This window comes from Nonomuraea sp. NPDC050383 (assembly GCF_044459125.1).
In the GTDB taxonomy this organism is placed as follows: domain Bacteria; phylum Actinomycetota; class Actinomycetes; order Streptosporangiales; family Streptosporangiaceae; genus Nonomuraea.
Genome location: NZ_JBITIP010000001.1, coordinates 691,273 through 707,569, shown reverse-complemented (window position 1 = coordinate 707,569; position 16,297 = coordinate 691,273). Strand labels below are relative to the sequence as shown.

Here is a 16,297-nt window from a genome sequence, read left to right as displayed (position 1 = left end):
GCGGCAGAGCGGGCGTCAGCGCGGGTGCGAGGGCGGGCATCGAGTCGCCGGACACGCTCGCCGAGCTGCTCGACCGGCAGGCGTACCTCGCCGACGAGGGGCTGGCCACGGCCGCCTTCCTGGCGCTGCGGATGGGCCGGCCGCTGTTCCTCGAAGGCGAGGCCGGCGTCGGCAAGACCGAGCTGGCCAAGGCGCTCGCCGCGCTGCTGGAGGCGCCGCTGATCCGGCTGCAGTGCTACGAGGGCCTCGACGCCGCCCAGGCCCTGTACGACTGGGACTTCGCCCGGCAGCTGCTCCACCTCAAGGCGGCCGAGGCCGCGGGCGTCACCGACGTGGGCCGGCTGGAGGGCGAGATCTACGACCGGCGCTTCCTCGTCGCCCGGCCGCTGCTGAAAGCCCTGGAGACGAGCCCGTGCGTGCTGCTGGTCGACGAGATCGACCGGGCCGACGACGAGTTCGAGGCGTTCCTGCTGGAGGTGCTGTCGGACTTCACGATCTCCATCCCCGAGCTCGGCACCGTGCGGGCCGAGACGCCGCCGGTCGTCGTGGTCACCTCCAACCGCACCCGCGAGGTCCACGACGCGCTCAAGCGCCGCTGCCTCTACCACTGGCTGGAGCACCCGAGCTTCGAGCGGGAGGTGGCGATCCTGCTGCGCCGGTTGCCGCAGTGCACCGAGACGCTGGCCGGGCAGGTCGCGCGGGCCGCCGCCCGGCTGCGGGGCGCGGGGCTGGTCAAGCCGCCGGGCGTGGCCGAGACGCTCGACTGGACCGAGGCGCTGCTCACGCTCGGCGCCAGGGAGCTGGACCCGGCCAGGGCCGCCGCCACGCTGGGCGCCGCGCTCAAGTACCGCGAGGACGTGGAGAGCGTCCTGTCCGGCGGGCTGCTGCGACATGAGTGAGCCGCTCGACGGGCTGGCCGCCACCGTGACCGGGTTCGCGCGGACGCTGCGGGCCGCCGGCGTGGGCGCCGACCACGAGCGGACCCGGACCCTGCTGCGCGCCCTCGACCACCTCGACGTGGCCCGGCCCCGGGACGTCTACTGGGCCGGCCGCTTCACCCTCTGCGCCGGCCCCGACGACCTGCCGCGTTACGACCGCTGCTTCCAGGCGTACTTCGGCGGCCGCGCCGCGGACCGCCGCGCCGCCGCCCCGGTGACCGTGACCCGGCACACCCTCACCCTGACCGACGACCCGGGCAGGGACACAGGCGACGACACCGGGGACGAGGACGAGCGCGACAGCGCGCCCGGCAGCGCCAGCCGTACCGAGCTGCTGCGCCACCGCGACGTGGCCGCCCTCACCGAGGCCGAGCGGGCCGAGGTGCACCGGCTGCTGTCGATGCTGCGCGCCGGACGCGCGCCGCGGCGCTCCCGGCGGTTCGAGCCGTCCTCCAGGGGCCGGCTCGACCAGCGGCGCACCCTGCGCGAGGCGCTGCGCAAGGGCGACGTGGCCCGTCTGCTGCGCAGGACGCACACCGTCCGGCCGCGCGGCGTCGTCCTGTTCGTCGACGTCAGCGGGTCGATGGCCCCGTACGCCGAGACGCTGCTGCGCTTCGCGCACGCCCTGGTCCGCGGCGAGCCGCGGGCCACCCGCGTGTACTCGGTCGGCACCCGCCTCACCCCCGTGACGGCCGAGCTGCGCCACCGCGACCCCGGCACGGCGCTGGCCGAGGCGTCCCTGGCCATCCCCGACTGGAGCGGCGGCACCCGGCTGGGCGAGGAGCTGCGGGAGTACCTCGCCCGCCACCACGCCCGCGGCCAGATCGTGGTGATCGCCTCGGACGGCTGGGAGCGCGGCGACCCGAGCCTGCTGGGCGCTCAGGTGGCTCGCCTCGCCCGGCAGGCGTACCGGGTCATCTGGGTCAACCCACACAAGGGGTACGAGGACTACGAGCCGCTGACCGGGGGCATGCGGGCCGTGCTGCCGTACCTGGACAACCTGGTGGCCGGGCACAGCCTGGCCGCCTACGAGGCACTCAGCGAAAGGCTCGCCCATGCGTGACGTGCTGCCGGAGATCATGGGGTGGTGGCGGTCGGGGCTCAGGTTCGGGCTGGCGACCGTGGTCAGCACGTTCAGCAGCGCGCCGAGGCCGCCGGGGGCGGCCATGGCGGTGCGCGGCGACGAGGTGGTCGGCAGCGTGTCGGGCGGATGTGTCGAGGGCGCGGTGTTCGAGCTGGCCGCCGGGATCGACGAGCCCGTCCTGCAGAGGTACGGCGTGACGGACGACGACGCGTTCGCCGTGGGCCTGACCTGCGGCGGCATCATCGACATCCTGGTCGAGCCGGTGTCCGTCGAGACGTTTCCGGAGCTCGGCGACATCGCCCGCTCGGTGGAGGGGCACGAGCCGGTCGCCGTGGCCACCGTCGTGTCCGGGCCCGGCCGGGTCGGCGCCCGCCGCGTCGTCTGGCCCGGCCGTTCGTCCGGCACGCTCGGCCTCGACCGGCTCGACGAGGCCGTGGACGACGACGCCCGCGGCATGCTGGCCCAGGGCGTCACCGGGATCAGAAGGTACGGACCGCAGGGGGAGCGGCGGCTGGACGACCTGGCCGTGTTCGTCCACTCGTTCGCGCCGCCGCCCCGCATGCTGGTGTTCGGCGCGATCGACTTCGCCGCCGCGGTGGCCCGGCTCGGCAAGTTCCTCGGCTACCACGTGACGGTCTGCGACGCCCGGCCGGTCTTCGCCACGCCCAGGCGCTTCCCGGAGGCCGACGAGGTCGTGGTCAGGTGGCCGCACGACTACCTCGCCTCGGTCGGCGTGGACGAGCGCACGGTCATCTGCGTGCTCACGCACGATCCGAAGTTCGACGTGCCGCTGCTGGAGGTGGCGCTGCGCACCCCGGCCGGGTACGTCGGGGCGATGGGCTCGCGCCGCACCCACGAGGACCGGCTGGCCCGGCTGCGCGAGGCCGGCCTGGGGGAGGAGGAACTGGCCCGGCTCCGCTCGCCCATCGGCCTCGACCTGGGCGCCCGCACGCCGGAGGAGACGGCCGTGTCGATCGCGGCCGAGCTGATCCAGCTCAGGTGGGGCGGCTCCGGCCGGCCCCTCAGCGACACCGCCGGCCGCATCCACCACGAGGGCCCGTGAGCGCCGGGGCGCGCCGCGTGGCCGGGCTGCTGCTCGCGGCCGGCGAGGGCTCGCGGCTCGGCACCCCGAAGGCGCTCGTGGAGCACGAGGGGGAGCGGCTCGTCGACCGGGGCGTGCGGCTGCTGGAGGAGGGCGGCTGCCACCCGGTCGTGGTGGTGCTGGGCGCGGCGACCGTTCAGGTGCGCGGCGCGGTGGTGGTGCGCAACCCCGGCTGGAGGTCCGGCATGGGCTCCTCGCTGCGGGTCGGCCTGGCGGCCCTGCCCGAGGAGGCCGGGGCGGTCGTGGTGGCCCTGGTGGACCAGCCGTTCATCCGGCCGGAGGCGGTCCGCGCGCTGGTCGCCAGCGGCGCGCGGCTGGCCGTCGCCACGTACGGCGGGCGGCGGCGCAACCCGGTGCTGCTGTCGCGGCGCGACTTCGCCGAGGTGGCCCGGCTGGCGGCGGGGGACACCGGCGCCCGGCCGTTCCTGCAGGCCCATCCGGAGCTGGTGACCGGGGTGCCGTGCGACGGACTCGGCGATCCGGCCGACATCGACACCCCGGCCGACCTGGAGCGGCTGTCCAGGGACGGTTAGAGGCGGAAGGAGGCGGTGGCCGCGCGGTGGTCGCTGCCCGTCGCCGGGGCCACGCCGGCCTCGGTCGCCGTCATCCCCTTGTACAGGATGTGGTCGGGCCGGGTGATGGGGAACGACGACGGCCAGGTGAACCCGAAGCCGCGGCCCGCCTCCTGCTGCGCGTCGGACAGCGGCGGCGTCAGCCCGCGCATGCCCCGGTCGGTGGTGGCGGTGTTGAGGTCGCCGAGCAGCAGGATCCGCTTGCTGGGGTCGGCGTCCACCAGCCGGCGCGCGGCGGCCAGCGACTCGTCGCGCGAGGCGGTCTGGCCCGGCCGGGCCGAGGCCAGGTGCATGACGTACACGGTGACGTCGCCCTCGGGCGTGTCCACCACCGCCCGCAGCGCCCGCACCCAGCCCATGCCGACGTCGAGCGGCTTGGACTCGCGGATCGGGTAGCGGCTCCACAGCCCGACGGTGCTGACCGTGTAGCGATGGGGGAACAGCGTGTTCAGCCGCTTGGCGGCGGGGCCGCCGGGAGTCAGCTCCTGCGCGGCCAGCAGGTCGAGGCCGTCGGCGATCGTCCGTACGGCGGTGCCGGAGGAGCTGTTGGTCACGCCGACGTTGACGGTGCCGACCGACAGGTCGGCGGGCCCGCCGGGCGGGGTGCGTAACCAGGCGGGCCCGAACATCGCCGCCCACACCAGCCCCGGCACCAGCGCCGCCACGAGGGCCGCCCGTGAACGGGCCAGGGCCGCGAGGCCGAGCAGGACGGGCACGGCGAGGCCGAGCCAGGGGAGCACGCTCTCCACCACGGGGGTGAAGCCGCCCATCGCGGGGATCAGCCGATGCCCCGCCAGCACCACGGCCACCACGACCGCCGCTGTCACCACGATCCGCCCGACGACCCTCTTCAGCATCGGCCCCTCTCCGAGATCGGCACCAGGCTAGCCGGTCGCCGTACCGCGCGCCGACCCGCTAATCTGTTGCCCTCGCAACGGAATATCATTCGGTCTCGGGAGCCCGGTATGCGCATCGGTATGGCACTCAACTACTCGGGCGGCTTCAAGGAGACGGTCGCCGAGCTCGCCGACTACGAGAAGGCCGGGCTCGACATCGTCTTCGTGGCCGAGGCCTACAGCTTCGACGCGGTCAGCCAGATGGGCTACATCGCTGCCCGGACCGAGCGGCTGGAGATCGCCTCCGGCATCCTGCCGATCTACTCGCGCACGCCCACCCTGCTCGCCATGACCGCCGCCGGCATGGACTTCGTGTCCAACGGGCGGTTCACGCTCGGTCTCGGCGCCTCCGGGCCGCAGGTCATCGAGGGCTTCCACGGAGTGCCGTACACCGCGCCGCTCGGCCGTACCCGGGAGGTCATCGAGATCTGCCGCCAGGTGTGGCGGCGCGAGCGCGTCCAGTACGAGGGCCGGCACTACACGCTGCCGCTCCCGGCCGATCAGGGCACCGGCCTCGGCAAGCCGCTCAAGCTCATCAACCACCCGGTGCGCCCGCGCATCCCCATCGTCGTGGCCGCCATCGGGCCGAAGAACGTCGAGCTGGCCGCCGAGCTGGCCGAGGGCTGGGAGCCGATCTTCTACATGCCCGAGAAGGCCGCGGCGGTGTGGGGTGAGTCCCTGGCCGCCGGCAAGGCCAGGCGCGACCCCGAGCTCGGCGAGCTGGACGTGATCGCCCAGGCGTCGCTGGCCATCGGTGACGACGTGGCCGGGCTGCTGGAGTTCGGACGGCCGATGGCGGCCCTCTACATCGGCGGCATGGGCGCCAAGGGCCGCAACTTCTACAACGACCTGGCCCGCCGCTACGGCTACGAGAAGGAGGCCGAGCGGATCCAGGAGCTGTACCTCGACGGCAAGAAGGACGAGGCCGCGGCGCTCGTGCCGCACGAGCTGCTGGAGAGCATCTCCCTGATCGGCAGCGAGGGCTTCGTGCGCGACCGCGTGCGGGCGATGAAGGAGTCGGGCGTGACGACGCTGAACGTCGCGCCGCTCGGCCGCACGCACGAGGAGCGGGTGCGGCTCATCGAGCAGATCAAGGACATCGCCGGCTGACGGCGGTTTCCGTCACCTGTGACGACGATCACCTCCGGAACGTGGAATACGGCCGGAGGTGCGGTGTGTTAGACAGACTCGTGAGGTTTTCCGTGGTCATCGTGTGGCTGGTCGAGCGCCTGCACATCGACCTTTGCCGGGTGCTCGGGGCCATCTGTCGCTGATCGCGCTACGACGCGCTCGATCGCCGATCCCCTTTCAACGCCACCCCAGGCGCCACCTCCCTGCCCGCATGACGTGCGCACCGCCGTGCCGTCCGCACCTCCGGAGTCTTCCTTCCGTGAAGAGATTCAGCTTCTCCCTGCAACTCCTGCTGGGCCTCGCGCTCGGCGTCGCCCTCGGTTTCGTCGCCAAGATCTGGGACGTGGCCTGGCTCACCGAGACCCTGACCAAGGTCGGCCAGATCTTCGTCCAGCTCCTCAAGGTGGCCGTGCCGCCGCTGGTGTTCACCGCCGTGCTGGTCAGCGTCGCCAACCTGCGCAACGTCAACGGCGCCGCCCGGCTGGCCACCAAGACCCTGCTGTGGTTCCTCGCCACCGCGGCCGTGGCCGTGGCCTTCGCCATCGCGCTCGGCCTGGTGATCAACCCCGGCCAGGGCGTCACCCTCGACACCGGCGCGGCCAAGGCCCCCGATCTGGAGGGCGCCGGCACCTGGCTCGACTTCGTCACCGGCATCCTGCCCACCAACGTCTTCACCGCCTTCACCGAGATGAACGTCCTCCAGATCGTCTTCCTGGGAGCCGTCCTCGGCGCCGCCGCCCTCGCGATCGGCGACAAGGCCGAGCCGTTCCTCGCCCTCAGCCGCTCCGTCCTGGAGCTGGTGCAGAAGGCGCTGTGGTGGGTGATCCGCCTGGCCCCCATCGGCACCGCCGGCCTCATCGGCAAGGCCGTGTCCACGTACGGCTGGGAGCTGCTCGCGCCGCTCGCCAAGTTCAGCGTCGCCGTGTACGTGGGCTGCTTCATCGTGCTGCTGGCCGTCTACCCGGTGCTGCTGTCCGTCTGGGGCAAGGTCAACCCGCTGACCTTCTACCGCAACGCCTGGCCCGCCATCGAGCTGGCCTTCGCCTCCCGCTCCTCGGTCGGCACCCTGCCCCTGACCCAGCGCGTCACCATCGAGCGCAACGGCGTGGACGCCGACTACGCCTCCTTCGCGGTGCCGTTCGGCGCCACCACCAAGATGGACGGCTGCGCCTCGGTCTACCCGGCGCTGGCCGCCATCTTCGTGGCCCAGGTCTTCAACGTGCCGCTGGGGGTGGGGGAGTACCTGCTGATCGCGTTCGTCTCGGTCGTCGGCTCGGCCGCCACGGCCGGCCTCACCGGGGCGACGGTGATGCTCACGCTGACGCTGAGCACGCTGGGCCTGCCGCTGGAGGGCGTCGGCCTGCTGCTGGCGATCGACCCCATCCTCGACATGATCCGCACCGCGACCAACGTGACGGGGCAGATGGTGGTGCCGGTGCTGGTGGCCCGCTCGGAGGGCCGCCTGGACGAGGCCGTCTTCAACGCGCCGCCGCAGGAGCTGGACGCCCCGCTGCAGCCCGAGCGTCCGGGCCGCGCCCCGGAGCCGGCCACGGCCTGATTCCGGAGTCCGTGTGAAGGGCGGGAAGCCACTGGCTTCCCGCCCTTCGCGCTGTCTGATGATCTCCAGCCTCTGGGTGGGATATCTACCTCTTTAGGGGGGATCGCTCCGATTGCCGGGTACGCCAGTCACCGAGGCAGTGGAGGAGGTCAGGCCATGGGTATCGGCGAATGGCTGAAGAAGGCCAAGGACGTGGCGAAGGAGCACTCCACGCAGACCGACGAGGCGCTCCGCAAGGCCGAGCAGTTCGCCCAGGAACGAACCGGCCACAAGTACGACGAGCAGATCGGGCAGGGCTTCGACGCGGTCGAGCGCACGTACCAGGACGGCGGCGAGGGCCAGACCTGCGAGGCGCCGACCGACACGGGACAGGCCGGAGGGCAGGCCGGGGAACGGCCGGTGGGACCGGAGGAGGGCGGCGAGCGGCCGCAGCCCCCGCGTCCCTGAGCAGGTCGGCGGCGGTGCTCGCCCGAATCCGCGCTTCGGGGGACGGCTGGGGCTCTATGGTGGGTCGAAAATGCCGTTTCTGTAGTTATTGGCGGGGATATGTCGGACGAAGCGCCTTCCATGGTCGCTGGCCGGTACCGGCTCGACGAGCGCATCGGCAACGGGCCGATGGGAGAGGTGTGGCGAGGCTACGACACACGTGCCGACTGGACCGTGGCGGTGAAGCTGCTCCGGCCGGGCGCCGCCACGCGGGAGGTGCTCCAGCGGCATGCCGAGGCGGTGGCCCGGGTCATCCACCCGAACGTCGCCATGGTGCTCGACGTGGGCGACGAGGACGGCACGCCGTACCTGGTGATGGAGTACCTCGGCGGCGAGAGCCTGGGGGAGGAGCTGGGCTCGCGCGGGCCGCTGCCGATCGCCGAGGCGTGCGACCTGGTGGGCCAGGCCGCCGCCGGGCTGGACGCCGCCCACCGCGCCGGGGTCGTGCACGGGCAGGTGGACCCGGACACCTTCCGGCGGGCCGGCAGCGGGGTGCTCAAGGTCGTCGGGTTCGGCCTGGCGGGGCTCGCCGCGCCGGGTACCCGGTACACCGCTCCCGAGCAGGCCGCCGGGCGCCCGGCCGAGCCCGCGTCGGACCTGTACGCCCTGGGGTGCGTCTGCTACGAGCTGCTGACCGGCCGGCCGGCGTTCGAGGACGCTCCGGGGGACGCCGCCGAGGAGGGGCGGCCCGAGCCCGCGCCGCCGAGCCGGCACCGTCCCGAGGTGCCCGCCGAGCTGGACCGGCTGGTGCTCTCGCTCCTGGCCGCGGACCCCGCCTCCCGGCCTTCCGGCGGCGAGCCGGTACGGCGGGCGCTGGCCGCCATCGCCCGCCCCCGCCCCCAGACCGCCCCATCTTCCGTCACGGGCGCCCCGCCTCCGCCCTCCGCCCCGGCCCCTTCCCACGCCACCGGCGCGTCGCCACACGGCCCGCGACCGCCCGCCCCGGGCCCGGGCGCCACGGCCCCGGGCGCGTTCCAGCAGCCGCCGCCGCGCGGCGGCGACACCGCCGTCTACGACGCGGTGCCGGGCGAGGGGCGTGACAGCGGCTCCAACCGGCGGCTGTTCCTCCAGCTCGGCGCGGCCGTGGCCGTGATCGCCGCCGTCACCGTCGCGTTCGTGGTGTGGGGCGGCTCCGAGGACACGCCCACCGCCGCCCCCACCCCGACCCCGGCCGCCACGGTCGAGACGCTCCCCGCGATCCCCACCCCCGAGCCGACCACGTCCCCGTCGAGCACCCCCAAGGTGGTCATCCCGTCGGGCGAGCCCACCGCCCTCCGGGAGACCGCGCAGCCCAAGGCCACGCTGACCAGCGGCGTCGTCCCGCCGGGCGGATGGTCGGCGTGGCTGTGGGCCTTCGACAACGCCCTGACGGCCCAGCGGGCCGTCGGCGACGTGAACCCGCGCGTCGCCGACGACGCCCGCAAGAAGCTCAGGAAGGCGGCCAAGAGCTTCGAGCGGGGCCGCGACGACGCCGGCCGCGACCAGATCAGGAAGGTCATGGCCGAGCTGAGGCAGGCCCAGGCCAGGGGCGAGGTGCCGTCCTCCGGCCCGCTGCCCGACTTCATGGGGGACTGGCGGCTCTGACGTACATTGACGCCATGACGATCCACTCCGGGCGGCGGGCAAGGCTGGCCGAGGCCCTGCCCGCCCGCGGCGTCGAAGCCCTCCTGGTCACCTCCCGCGTCAACGTCCGCTACCTCACCGGCCTCGACAGCTCCAACGCCGCCGTGCTCGTCGGAGCGGACGGCTCGGCGCTGCTGGCCACCGACAACCGGTACGTGGAGCGGGCGCGGACCCTGGACGTGCCCGTCGTCGAGGCCACCGACGTGGCCGGCGCGCTGGCCGTGCCCGGCGCGGGCGTCGAGGCCGCGAGCATGAGCATCGCCACGTACAGGTCGCTCCTCGACCGCCTGGGCGGCTCCGGCGAGGTGCTCGTCCCCCTGGAGCCGGTCGTGGAGACGCTGCGCGCCGTCAAGGACGAGGACGAGCTGGAGCTCCTGCGGACGGCCTGCGCCATCACCGACCAGGCCTTCGCCGACGTCTGCCGCGCCATCGCACCCGGCCTGACCGAGCGCGAGGTCGCCCACCTCCTGGAGGCCCGCATGGCCGAGCTCGGCGCCGCCCGGCCCGCCTTCGACTCGATCGTCGCGGCCGGCGAGAACGGCTCCGTGCCCCACCACATCCCCACCACCAGGCCGCTGCGGGCCGGCGACCTCGTCACCCTCGACTTCGGCGCCCAGTACGAGGGCTACCACGCCGACATGACCCGTACCGTCAGCCTCGGCGAGCCCGCCGCGTGGCAGCGGGAGCTGTACGACCTCGTCGCCGACGCCCAGCGCGCCGGCCGGGAGGCGCTCAAGCCCGGCGCCGACGTCCGGCAGGTGGACGCGGCGGCCCGCTCCGTCATCGAGGCGGCCGGCCACGGCGGCCACTTCCGGCACGGCCTGGGCCACGGCGTCGGCCTGGCGATCCACGAGGAGCCGTTCCTGGGCCCTTCGCGGACCGGTAGACTAGAGGATCGAGTTCCGATCACCGTCGAGCCGGGGGTCTACCTTCCCGGTCAGGGCGGCGTTCGCATCGAGGACACCCTCGTGACACGTGAGGGCGAGCCGGAACTCCTCACGAAGACGACCAAGGAGCTGCTCGTCCTTTAGAGCGGCCGCACGCGGGAGAGAACGAGTGGCGACGACCAACGACCTCAAGAACGGCATGGTGCTGAAGCTCGACGGCGGGGACCTGTGGGCCGTCGTGGAGTTCCAGCACGTCAAGCCGGGCAAGGGCGGTGCGTTCGTGCGCACCAAGCTCAAGAACGTGCTGTCCGGCAAGGTCGTCGACAAGACCTTCAACGCCGGCGTGAAGGTCGACGTGGCCAACGTCGACAAGCGCGAGATGCAGTACTCCTACCGGGACGGCGACGACTTCGTCTTCATGGACACCGAGACCTACGACATGGTCAACGTGCCCGCCGGCACGGTCGGCGACGCGGCCAACTACATGCTGGAGAACACGCTGGCCACGGTCGCCTTCAACGAGGGCGCCGCCCTCTACGTCGACCTGCCCGCCGCGGCGGAGCTGACCATCGCCAGCACCGAGCCCGGTCTGCAGGGCGACCGCTCCACCGGCGGCACCAAGCCCGCCACGCTGGAGACCGGCGCCGAGATCAAGGTGCCGCTGTTCATCACGACCGGCGAGAAGGTCAAGGTCGACACCCGCAGCGGCGAATACCTCGGCCGGGCCTGAGGTGTCGGCACGAGGCAAGGCACGCAGGCGCGCGCTGGACATCCTCTTCGAGTCGGAGATCCGCGGCGAGGATCCCCTCAAGATCCTCGCCGAGCGGGTGGAGCGGCAGGAGCCGCCGGTCAACGAGTACACCTCGGCCCTGGTCGAGGGCGTCGCCCGCCACCAGGCCCGCATCGACGAGCTGATCACCACCTACTCCGAGGGCTGGACCCTGGAGCGCATGCCCGCCGTCGACCGCAACCTCCTGCGCGGCGGCACCTACGAGCTGCTCTGGATGCCCGACGTGCCCGAGGGCGTGGTCATCAGCGAGTGGGTCCACCTGGCCGGTGAGCTGTCGACGGACGAGTCGCCGTCGTTCGTCAACGGGCTGCTGGCCCGCTTCAAGCAGCTCAAGCCCAGCCTGACCCTCTAGGGCCCGCCCGATCACCCGTTGACCTTGACGCGACGTCAACGTGTCTCATAGGGGTCATGAGGATCGGCGAACTGGCCGCGCTGGTCGGGGTTTCCACCCGGACCGTGCGCCACTATCACCACATCGGCCTGCTCCCCGAGCCGGCGCGGCAGGCCAACGGCTACCGCGAGTACCGGCTCGCGGGCGCGGTGAGCCTGGCCCGCATCCGGCAGCTCGCCCGGCTGGGGCTCTCCCTCGACGAGCTGCGCGACGCGCTGGCCGGCGACGACGGCCGCGACCTGCGCGAGGTGCTCCGGGAGCTGGACGCCGACCTCGTCAGGGAGCAGGAGGCGATCGCGGCCAGGCGCGCACGCCTGGCCGCGCTGCTCGCCCGTGCCGACGAGGGGTCCGGCGCCCTCATGTCGGCGGGCCTGGCGGAGGTGCTGCGCGGCCTGTCCCTCGACGGATCGCCCGTCGCCGAGCTTGACCGCCAGATGCTGACGCTGGCGAGCGCCATGGGCGGCCCGGAGGGCGAGAACGCGGTGGTCGAGCTGATGCGGCCCCTCACCGAGCCGGACACGCTCGCCGGCGGGCTCGACCTCTACCGGCGGCTCGACGACCTCGCCGACGCCGACCCGGGCGACCCCAGGGTGGCCGGGCTCGCCGCCGACCTGGCCGGGCACATCCCCGACGCGATGGCCTCGGCCATGATCGAGAACAGTCGAGAACCGGCGGCGGGCGGCTCGCCGGTGACGGACGGCGACCGGTGGCTGGAGACACTCGCGGGGGAGATGGCACCCGCGCAGGCCGAGGTGCTGCGGCTGCTCATGGAGCGGCTGCGCGAGCGGACGTCATGCTGAGGCCCAGGGGGAGCGGGCGTCGTGGTGAGAGCCGTGCCGTGGTGCGGCCGCGTCCCTGTGAGGGGCCCTGCGACGGCGAGGGCTCTGCCGTGGTGAGGCTCGCACGCGCCGCCCTCCACGCCGTCGTGCCCGCCGAGTGCCTGCTGGCCGTGCTGCTCGTGTGGGGGGTCCGTCCGCCGGTCGCCCTGCTCGCGGGCGCGGAGGGGGTCGCCGCGCTGGTGTTCACGCTGGAGGCTGTCGTCGCCGGCCGGCTGTTCCTGGCCGCGCGACGGGAGGGCGCGGGCCGGCGGGCCGCGCTGTCGGCCACCGCCGACGCCCTGATGCCGCCGGTGGTGCGCAGGCTGGTGGAGTTCGAGGTGCGGGGGGTCGCCGCTCTCGTCGTGTTCGTGGTGCGGCGCGGCCGGCCCCGGGTGCCGCCGGGCGCCGTCGCGGTCCCGTACGCGGGGGAGCAGGCGGCGACCCTGCTCGTCCTCGTCTTCGCGATGGCCGTGGAGACCGTCGTGGTGCACCTGCTGCTCGTCTCCCTCGGGGTGCCCGCCGCGATCCACCTGCCGGTGCTCCTGCTGGACGTGTACGGGGTGCTGTTCGTCCTGGCGCTGGCCGCCTCCTCCGCGCTGCGGCCGCACCTGGTGAGCGAGGACGAGGTGCGCGTCCGGTACGGCGAGTACCTCGACGTCCGCATCCCGCGCGAGCTGATCGCCTCGGTCGCGGCAGCGCGCTCGTACGACGAGAAGGGCATGGCCATGGTGGTGGACGGGCGGTTGCGGGTGGCGGTGTCGTCCCAGACCAACGTGGCCGTCGAGCTGACCGCCCCGGTCACCGTGGTGCGCCCGCTCGGCGGCCGCGCCGAGGTCACGTCCGTGCGGTTCTTCGCCGCCGACCCCGCCGCCGTGGTCTGTGCCCTGCGCCCGGCCCCGGCGCCGTGACGGACCGCACCTGTCCCCGCCCACCGCACCCGGCCCGTCGCCCGGGCCGTGACAGTCCGTGCCCATGGCACCCGTGGCAGCACGTGGGAGGCGTGGGACGGCGTAGGCTGGGGCGGGTCGGAGGAGCGAGAAGGAGGCGAGCCGAGGTTGCGTGCTGAAGGCGTCACGAGGCCCCCGGCGGTGCGGACCGCCGTCGTCTGGGACGCGTTGCTGGCCGAGCTGGCCCGGCTGGGAGAGGCCACCGGGCGCGACCGGCTCGACATCGTCGACGCCGGCGGCGGCACCGGAGGGTTCGCCGTGCCGATGGCCGAGCTGGGCCACACCGTCACGGTCGTCGACCCGAGCCCCGACTCGCTGGCCGCGCTGGAGCGCCGGGCCAAGGAGAAGGGCGTCGGCGTGCGGGGGCTGCAGGGCGACGCGGCCGACCTGGCCGACCTGCTCGACCGCGACGGCGCCGACCTGGTGCTGTGCCACAGCGTGCTGGAGTACGTCGACGACCCGATCGGCGCGATGACCGCCGTCGCGGGCCTGCTGCGCCGGGGCGGCGCGGTGAGCGTGCTGACGGCCAACCCGGTGGCGGCCGCCCTCCACCGCGCGCTGGCCGGCCACTTCGACGAGGCCCGTACGGCGCTCGCCGACCCCGAGGGCCGCTGGGGCGACCGCGACCCCACCCCGCGCCGCTACACCGCCGAGGCCCTGTCCGAGCTGCTGGCGGCGACCGGCTTCGCGGTGGGGGCCGTGCACGGGGTGCGGGTCTTCGCCGACCTGGTGCCCAGCCGGCTGGTCGACGGCGAGCCCGGCGCGGCCGAGGCACTGGTGGCACTGGAGCAGGCCGCCGCGGGCCACCCCGTCCTGCGCGACATCGCCACGCAGCTGCACGTTCTCGCCCGGCGGAGCTGAACCCGCCGGGCGTTCGCACTCGTGTTCGGATAGAATCGAGGACGTGTCCCGCAAGCAGATCACCGGCATCGGCCCCGCTCCGCGGACCGGGGTCGATGACAGCGGCTGCCCGATCCTGCACGTCGACATGGACGCGTTCTTCGCGAGCGTCGAGCTGCTGGAGCGGCCGGAGCTGCGCGGCCGCCCGGTGATCGTCGGCTCGCCCGCCGGCCGGGGCGTGGTGCTCAGCGCCACCTACGAGGCCAGGGCGTACGGCGTGCACTCGGCGATGCCCATGAGCAGGGCCCGCCGGATGTGCCCGCAGGCCACGATCATCCCGCCGAGCCACGGGAAGTACTCCGAGGTGTCCCGGGGCGTCATGGAGATCTTCCACGCGATCACCCCGCTGGTCGAGCCGATCGCCTCCGACGAGGCGTTCCTCGACGTCGGCGGCGCCAGGCGCCGGCTGGGCCCACCCGCGCGGATCGCCGCGATGATCCGCGAGCAGGTCCGTGACCGCTACGGCATCACGTGCTCGGTGGGGGTGGCGAGCAGCAAGTTCGTCGCCAAGCTCGCCTCCAAGCAGTGCAAGCCCGACGGTCTGCTCGTGGTGCCCGAGGCCGAGGTGGTGGCGTTCCTGCACCCCCTGCCCGTCTCGGCGCTGTGGGGCGTCGGCGAGCGCACGGAGCAGGCGCTCGTACGGCTGGGCATCCGCACGGTCGGCGACCTGGCCCGGGTGCCGCCCGCCACGCTCCGGCGCGAGCTGGGGCAGGCCGCCGGCGGCCACCTGGCCGAGCTGGCGTGGGGCCGCGACGAGCGGCCCGTCACCGCCCACACGCCCGACAAGAGCATCGGCAACGAGGAGACGTTCGCCGCCGACGTGGACGACCCCGAGGCGATCAGGCGGGAGCTGCTACGCCTGTCGGAGCGCGTGGCGGGCAGGATGCGGGCGGCCGGGCACGTGGGCCGGACGGTGAGCGTGAAGCTGCGCCGGGCCGACTTCACCACCATCACCCGCTCGCGCACCCTCAAGGAGCCGACCGACGTGGCCCAGGAAATCTATGCCACGGCCTGCGAGCTGTTCGAGGCGGCAGGGCTGGAGCGGGTGCGCCTTCGCCTCGTCGGTGTCAGGATGGAGAACCTCAGGCCGGCCGACTCCGCGGCGCGGCAGCTCAGCCTCGGCGAGCGGGAGACGGGATGGCGGGAGGCCGAACGCGCGATGGACAAGGCGATCCGCAGATTCGGGCCGGATGCGGTGCTCCCGGCGTCGCTTGTGCGCGGAAGACTTGATGAAATGGAAGCATGACGCCATGTCGGGACCTGGGGGGAGTGTGGGGAGTGGTGCCTAGATGACCCACAATGGAGCTATGACGTCACCTCCGGTTTGGTCTGCGTTGGACGTTTGCTTTCGCCTACGTCTACAGCCTCGTATTCTGGGGATAACCGACCGCGAGGTCCGGACACCCCGTGTCGTCCGTTGCCGTCTTCCCCGTAATGGGGCCGTCCTTGGGAGGCGCCGTGCCGCTCTCTGAGCACGAGCAGCGCTTGCTCGACCAGATCGAGCAGGCACTCTACGCCGAGGATCCGAAGTGGGCCAACACCGTCAGGATCAGTGACCCCCGCAGCCATTACAAGCGCCGCCTGATCAAGGCCTCCGTCGGCTTTGCCCTCGGTGTCGTGCTCCTCATGGTGGGTGTGGTGATCAACCTGATTCCGCTCGGCGTCGGCGGTTTCGTGGTCATGCTCGCCGCGTGTCTGTGGGGCCTGTCCAGCTGGAAACGCATGAACGGGTTCGTGGACACCGCCACCGGCTCCGTTCCCGCCCCGGGTAAGCCGGCGGCGCGGCGCGGTGGCCGGGGCACGTTCATGGAGCGTATGGAAGAGCGCTGGCGCCGCCGTCACGACGAGCGCTGACCCCTCCCATCGGGCCGGACCCGGCATCCCCGCCGGGCCGCACGGCCCAGGCCCGGCACCGCCGGGCCACCTCGCCCCCACGCGCGCCCGCCGACGGCTCTCCACCCCGGGCGCGCCCGCTCACTCACTCCTCACCCGCGCCCGCCGCAGGCTCACCCCCGGCAGCGCTCGCCGACGGATCGCCTCCGCGTGATCGTGCGGCCGTCCCCCAAGGGAACGACCGCACGATCCCGCCACGGCACCCGGCCGGCGAATCACCACCCCGCGCCGGTCACCACGGGCCGGTCACCCCGCGCCGGTCACTCCACGCCGGTCACTCC

Annotated in this window: 17 protein-coding genes; 16 read left to right on the top strand and 1 reads right to left on the bottom strand. The window is 73.6% G+C overall.

Annotated features, from left to right (window positions below; genetic code table 11):
- Positions 1-38 precede the first annotated feature (38 nt).
- Genes ACIBG4_RS03120 through ACIBG4_RS03105 form a run of 4 tightly spaced genes read left to right on the top strand, consistent with a single transcriptional unit; the run spans position 39 to position 3,657 of the window.
- On the top strand, positions 39-899 hold the full coding sequence (locus ACIBG4_RS03120) for a MoxR family ATPase (protein ID WP_310714424.1): 861 nt from the start codon (positions 39-41) through the stop codon (positions 897-899).
- The gene (locus tag ACIBG4_RS03115; protein ID WP_397200431.1) at positions 892-2,001 is read left to right on the top strand and encodes a VWA domain-containing protein; all 1,110 of its coding nucleotides are present in this window, start codon (positions 892-894) and stop codon (positions 1,999-2,001) included. The genes ACIBG4_RS03120 and ACIBG4_RS03115 overlap by 8 nt, the downstream gene beginning before the upstream one ends.
- Positions 1,994-3,085: an XdhC family protein gene (locus tag ACIBG4_RS03110; RefSeq protein ID WP_397200430.1), complete on the top strand. Its 1,092-nt coding sequence runs from the start codon at positions 1,994-1,996 to the stop codon at positions 3,083-3,085. The genes ACIBG4_RS03115 and ACIBG4_RS03110 overlap by 8 nt, the downstream gene beginning before the upstream one ends.
- Positions 3,082-3,657 (top strand): NTP transferase domain-containing protein, encoded by a 576-nt coding sequence (locus ACIBG4_RS03105; RefSeq protein ID WP_397200429.1) that lies wholly within the window; start codon positions 3,082-3,084, stop codon positions 3,655-3,657. The genes ACIBG4_RS03110 and ACIBG4_RS03105 overlap by 4 nt, the downstream gene beginning before the upstream one ends.
- On the opposite strand, the gene ACIBG4_RS03100 is transcribed toward ACIBG4_RS03105, so the two are convergent.
- Positions 3,654-4,553: an endonuclease/exonuclease/phosphatase family protein gene (locus ACIBG4_RS03100; protein WP_310714410.1), complete on the bottom strand. Its 900-nt coding sequence runs from the start codon at positions 4,551-4,553 to the stop codon at positions 3,654-3,656. The two genes, ACIBG4_RS03105 and ACIBG4_RS03100, sit on opposite strands and share 4 nt — an antisense overlap.
- 108 nt (positions 4,554-4,661) lie before the next feature.
- On the opposite strand from ACIBG4_RS03100, the gene ACIBG4_RS03095 reads away from it, so the two are divergent.
- The 12 genes from ACIBG4_RS03095 (at position 4,662) to ACIBG4_RS03040 (ending at position 15,977) form a co-directional block, all read left to right on the top strand.
- Complete coding sequence (locus tag ACIBG4_RS03095) at positions 4,662-5,702, top strand: LLM class F420-dependent oxidoreductase (protein ID WP_397200428.1); 1,041 nt, start codon at positions 4,662-4,664, stop codon at positions 5,700-5,702.
- A 280-nt stretch (positions 5,703-5,982) separates the two neighbouring features.
- Entirely contained in the window at positions 5,983-7,281 is a 1,299-nt protein-coding gene (locus ACIBG4_RS03090; RefSeq protein ID WP_310714414.1) for a dicarboxylate/amino acid:cation symporter, read from the top strand.
- Between the two features lie 156 nt (positions 7,282-7,437).
- Positions 7,438-7,728, top strand: coding sequence for an antitoxin (locus tag ACIBG4_RS03085; RefSeq protein WP_397200427.1), 291 nt, complete (start codon positions 7,438-7,440; stop codon positions 7,726-7,728).
- A gap of 120 nt (positions 7,729-7,848) precedes the next feature.
- Positions 7,849-9,351, top strand: a complete 1,503-nt coding sequence (locus tag ACIBG4_RS03080; protein WP_397200426.1) for a serine/threonine-protein kinase — start codon at positions 7,849-7,851, stop codon at positions 9,349-9,351.
- Between the two features lie 14 nt (positions 9,352-9,365).
- Positions 9,366-10,421: a Xaa-Pro peptidase family protein gene (locus ACIBG4_RS03075; RefSeq protein ID WP_310717401.1), complete on the top strand. Its 1,056-nt coding sequence runs from the start codon at positions 9,366-9,368 to the stop codon at positions 10,419-10,421.
- A 25-nt stretch (positions 10,422-10,446) separates the two neighbouring features.
- Complete coding sequence (gene efp, locus ACIBG4_RS03070; RefSeq protein ID WP_310717400.1) at positions 10,447-11,007, top strand: elongation factor P; 561 nt, start codon at positions 10,447-10,449, stop codon at positions 11,005-11,007.
- A gap of 1 nt (position 11,008) precedes the next feature.
- Positions 11,009-11,419: a transcription antitermination factor NusB gene (gene nusB, locus ACIBG4_RS03065; protein WP_310717399.1), complete on the top strand. Its 411-nt coding sequence runs from the start codon at positions 11,009-11,011 to the stop codon at positions 11,417-11,419.
- A 56-nt stretch (positions 11,420-11,475) separates the two neighbouring features.
- Positions 11,476-12,258 (top strand): MerR family transcriptional regulator, encoded by a 783-nt coding sequence (locus ACIBG4_RS03060; RefSeq protein ID WP_397200424.1) that lies wholly within the window; start codon positions 11,476-11,478, stop codon positions 12,256-12,258.
- A gap of 89 nt (positions 12,259-12,347) precedes the next feature.
- The gene (locus tag ACIBG4_RS03055; RefSeq protein WP_397200423.1) at positions 12,348-13,184 is read left to right on the top strand and encodes a hypothetical protein; all 837 of its coding nucleotides are present in this window, start codon (positions 12,348-12,350) and stop codon (positions 13,182-13,184) included.
- Between the two features lie 147 nt (positions 13,185-13,331).
- Positions 13,332-14,084 (top strand): methyltransferase domain-containing protein, encoded by a 753-nt coding sequence (locus ACIBG4_RS03050; protein WP_310717396.1) that lies wholly within the window; start codon positions 13,332-13,334, stop codon positions 14,082-14,084.
- A 43-nt stretch (positions 14,085-14,127) separates the two neighbouring features.
- Entirely contained in the window at positions 14,128-15,369 is a 1,242-nt protein-coding gene (locus ACIBG4_RS03045) for a DNA polymerase IV (RefSeq protein ID WP_397200422.1), read from the top strand.
- A 212-nt stretch (positions 15,370-15,581) separates the two neighbouring features.
- Positions 15,582-15,977, top strand: coding sequence for a DUF3040 domain-containing protein (locus ACIBG4_RS03040; RefSeq protein WP_310717394.1), 396 nt, complete (start codon positions 15,582-15,584; stop codon positions 15,975-15,977).
- Positions 15,978-16,297 lie beyond the last annotated feature (320 nt).

Bases quoted from the DNA above. Each gene is read 5' to 3' on its own strand.
- ACIBG4_RS03115 (WP_397200431.1), top strand. From the start codon at position 892: ATGAGTGAGCCGCTCGACGGGCTGGCCGCCACCGTGACCGGGTTCGCG.
- ACIBG4_RS03110 (WP_397200430.1), top strand. From the start codon at position 1,994: ATGCGTGACGTGCTGCCGGAGATCATGGGGTGGTGGCGGTCGGGGCTC.
- ACIBG4_RS03100 (WP_310714410.1), bottom strand. From the start codon at position 4,553: ATGCTGAAGAGGGTCGTCGGGCGGATCGTGGTGACAGCGGCGGTCGTG.
- ACIBG4_RS03095 (WP_397200428.1), top strand. From the start codon at position 4,662: ATGCGCATCGGTATGGCACTCAACTACTCGGGCGGCTTCAAGGAGACG.
- ACIBG4_RS03085 (WP_397200427.1), top strand. From the start codon at position 7,438: ATGGGTATCGGCGAATGGCTGAAGAAGGCCAAGGACGTGGCGAAGGAG.
- ACIBG4_RS03080 (WP_397200426.1), top strand. From the start codon at position 7,849: ATGGTCGCTGGCCGGTACCGGCTCGACGAGCGCATCGGCAACGGGCCG.
- ACIBG4_RS03075 (WP_310717401.1), top strand. From the start codon at position 9,366: ATGACGATCCACTCCGGGCGGCGGGCAAGGCTGGCCGAGGCCCTGCCC.
- ACIBG4_RS03060 (WP_397200424.1), top strand. From the start codon at position 11,476: ATGAGGATCGGCGAACTGGCCGCGCTGGTCGGGGTTTCCACCCGGACC.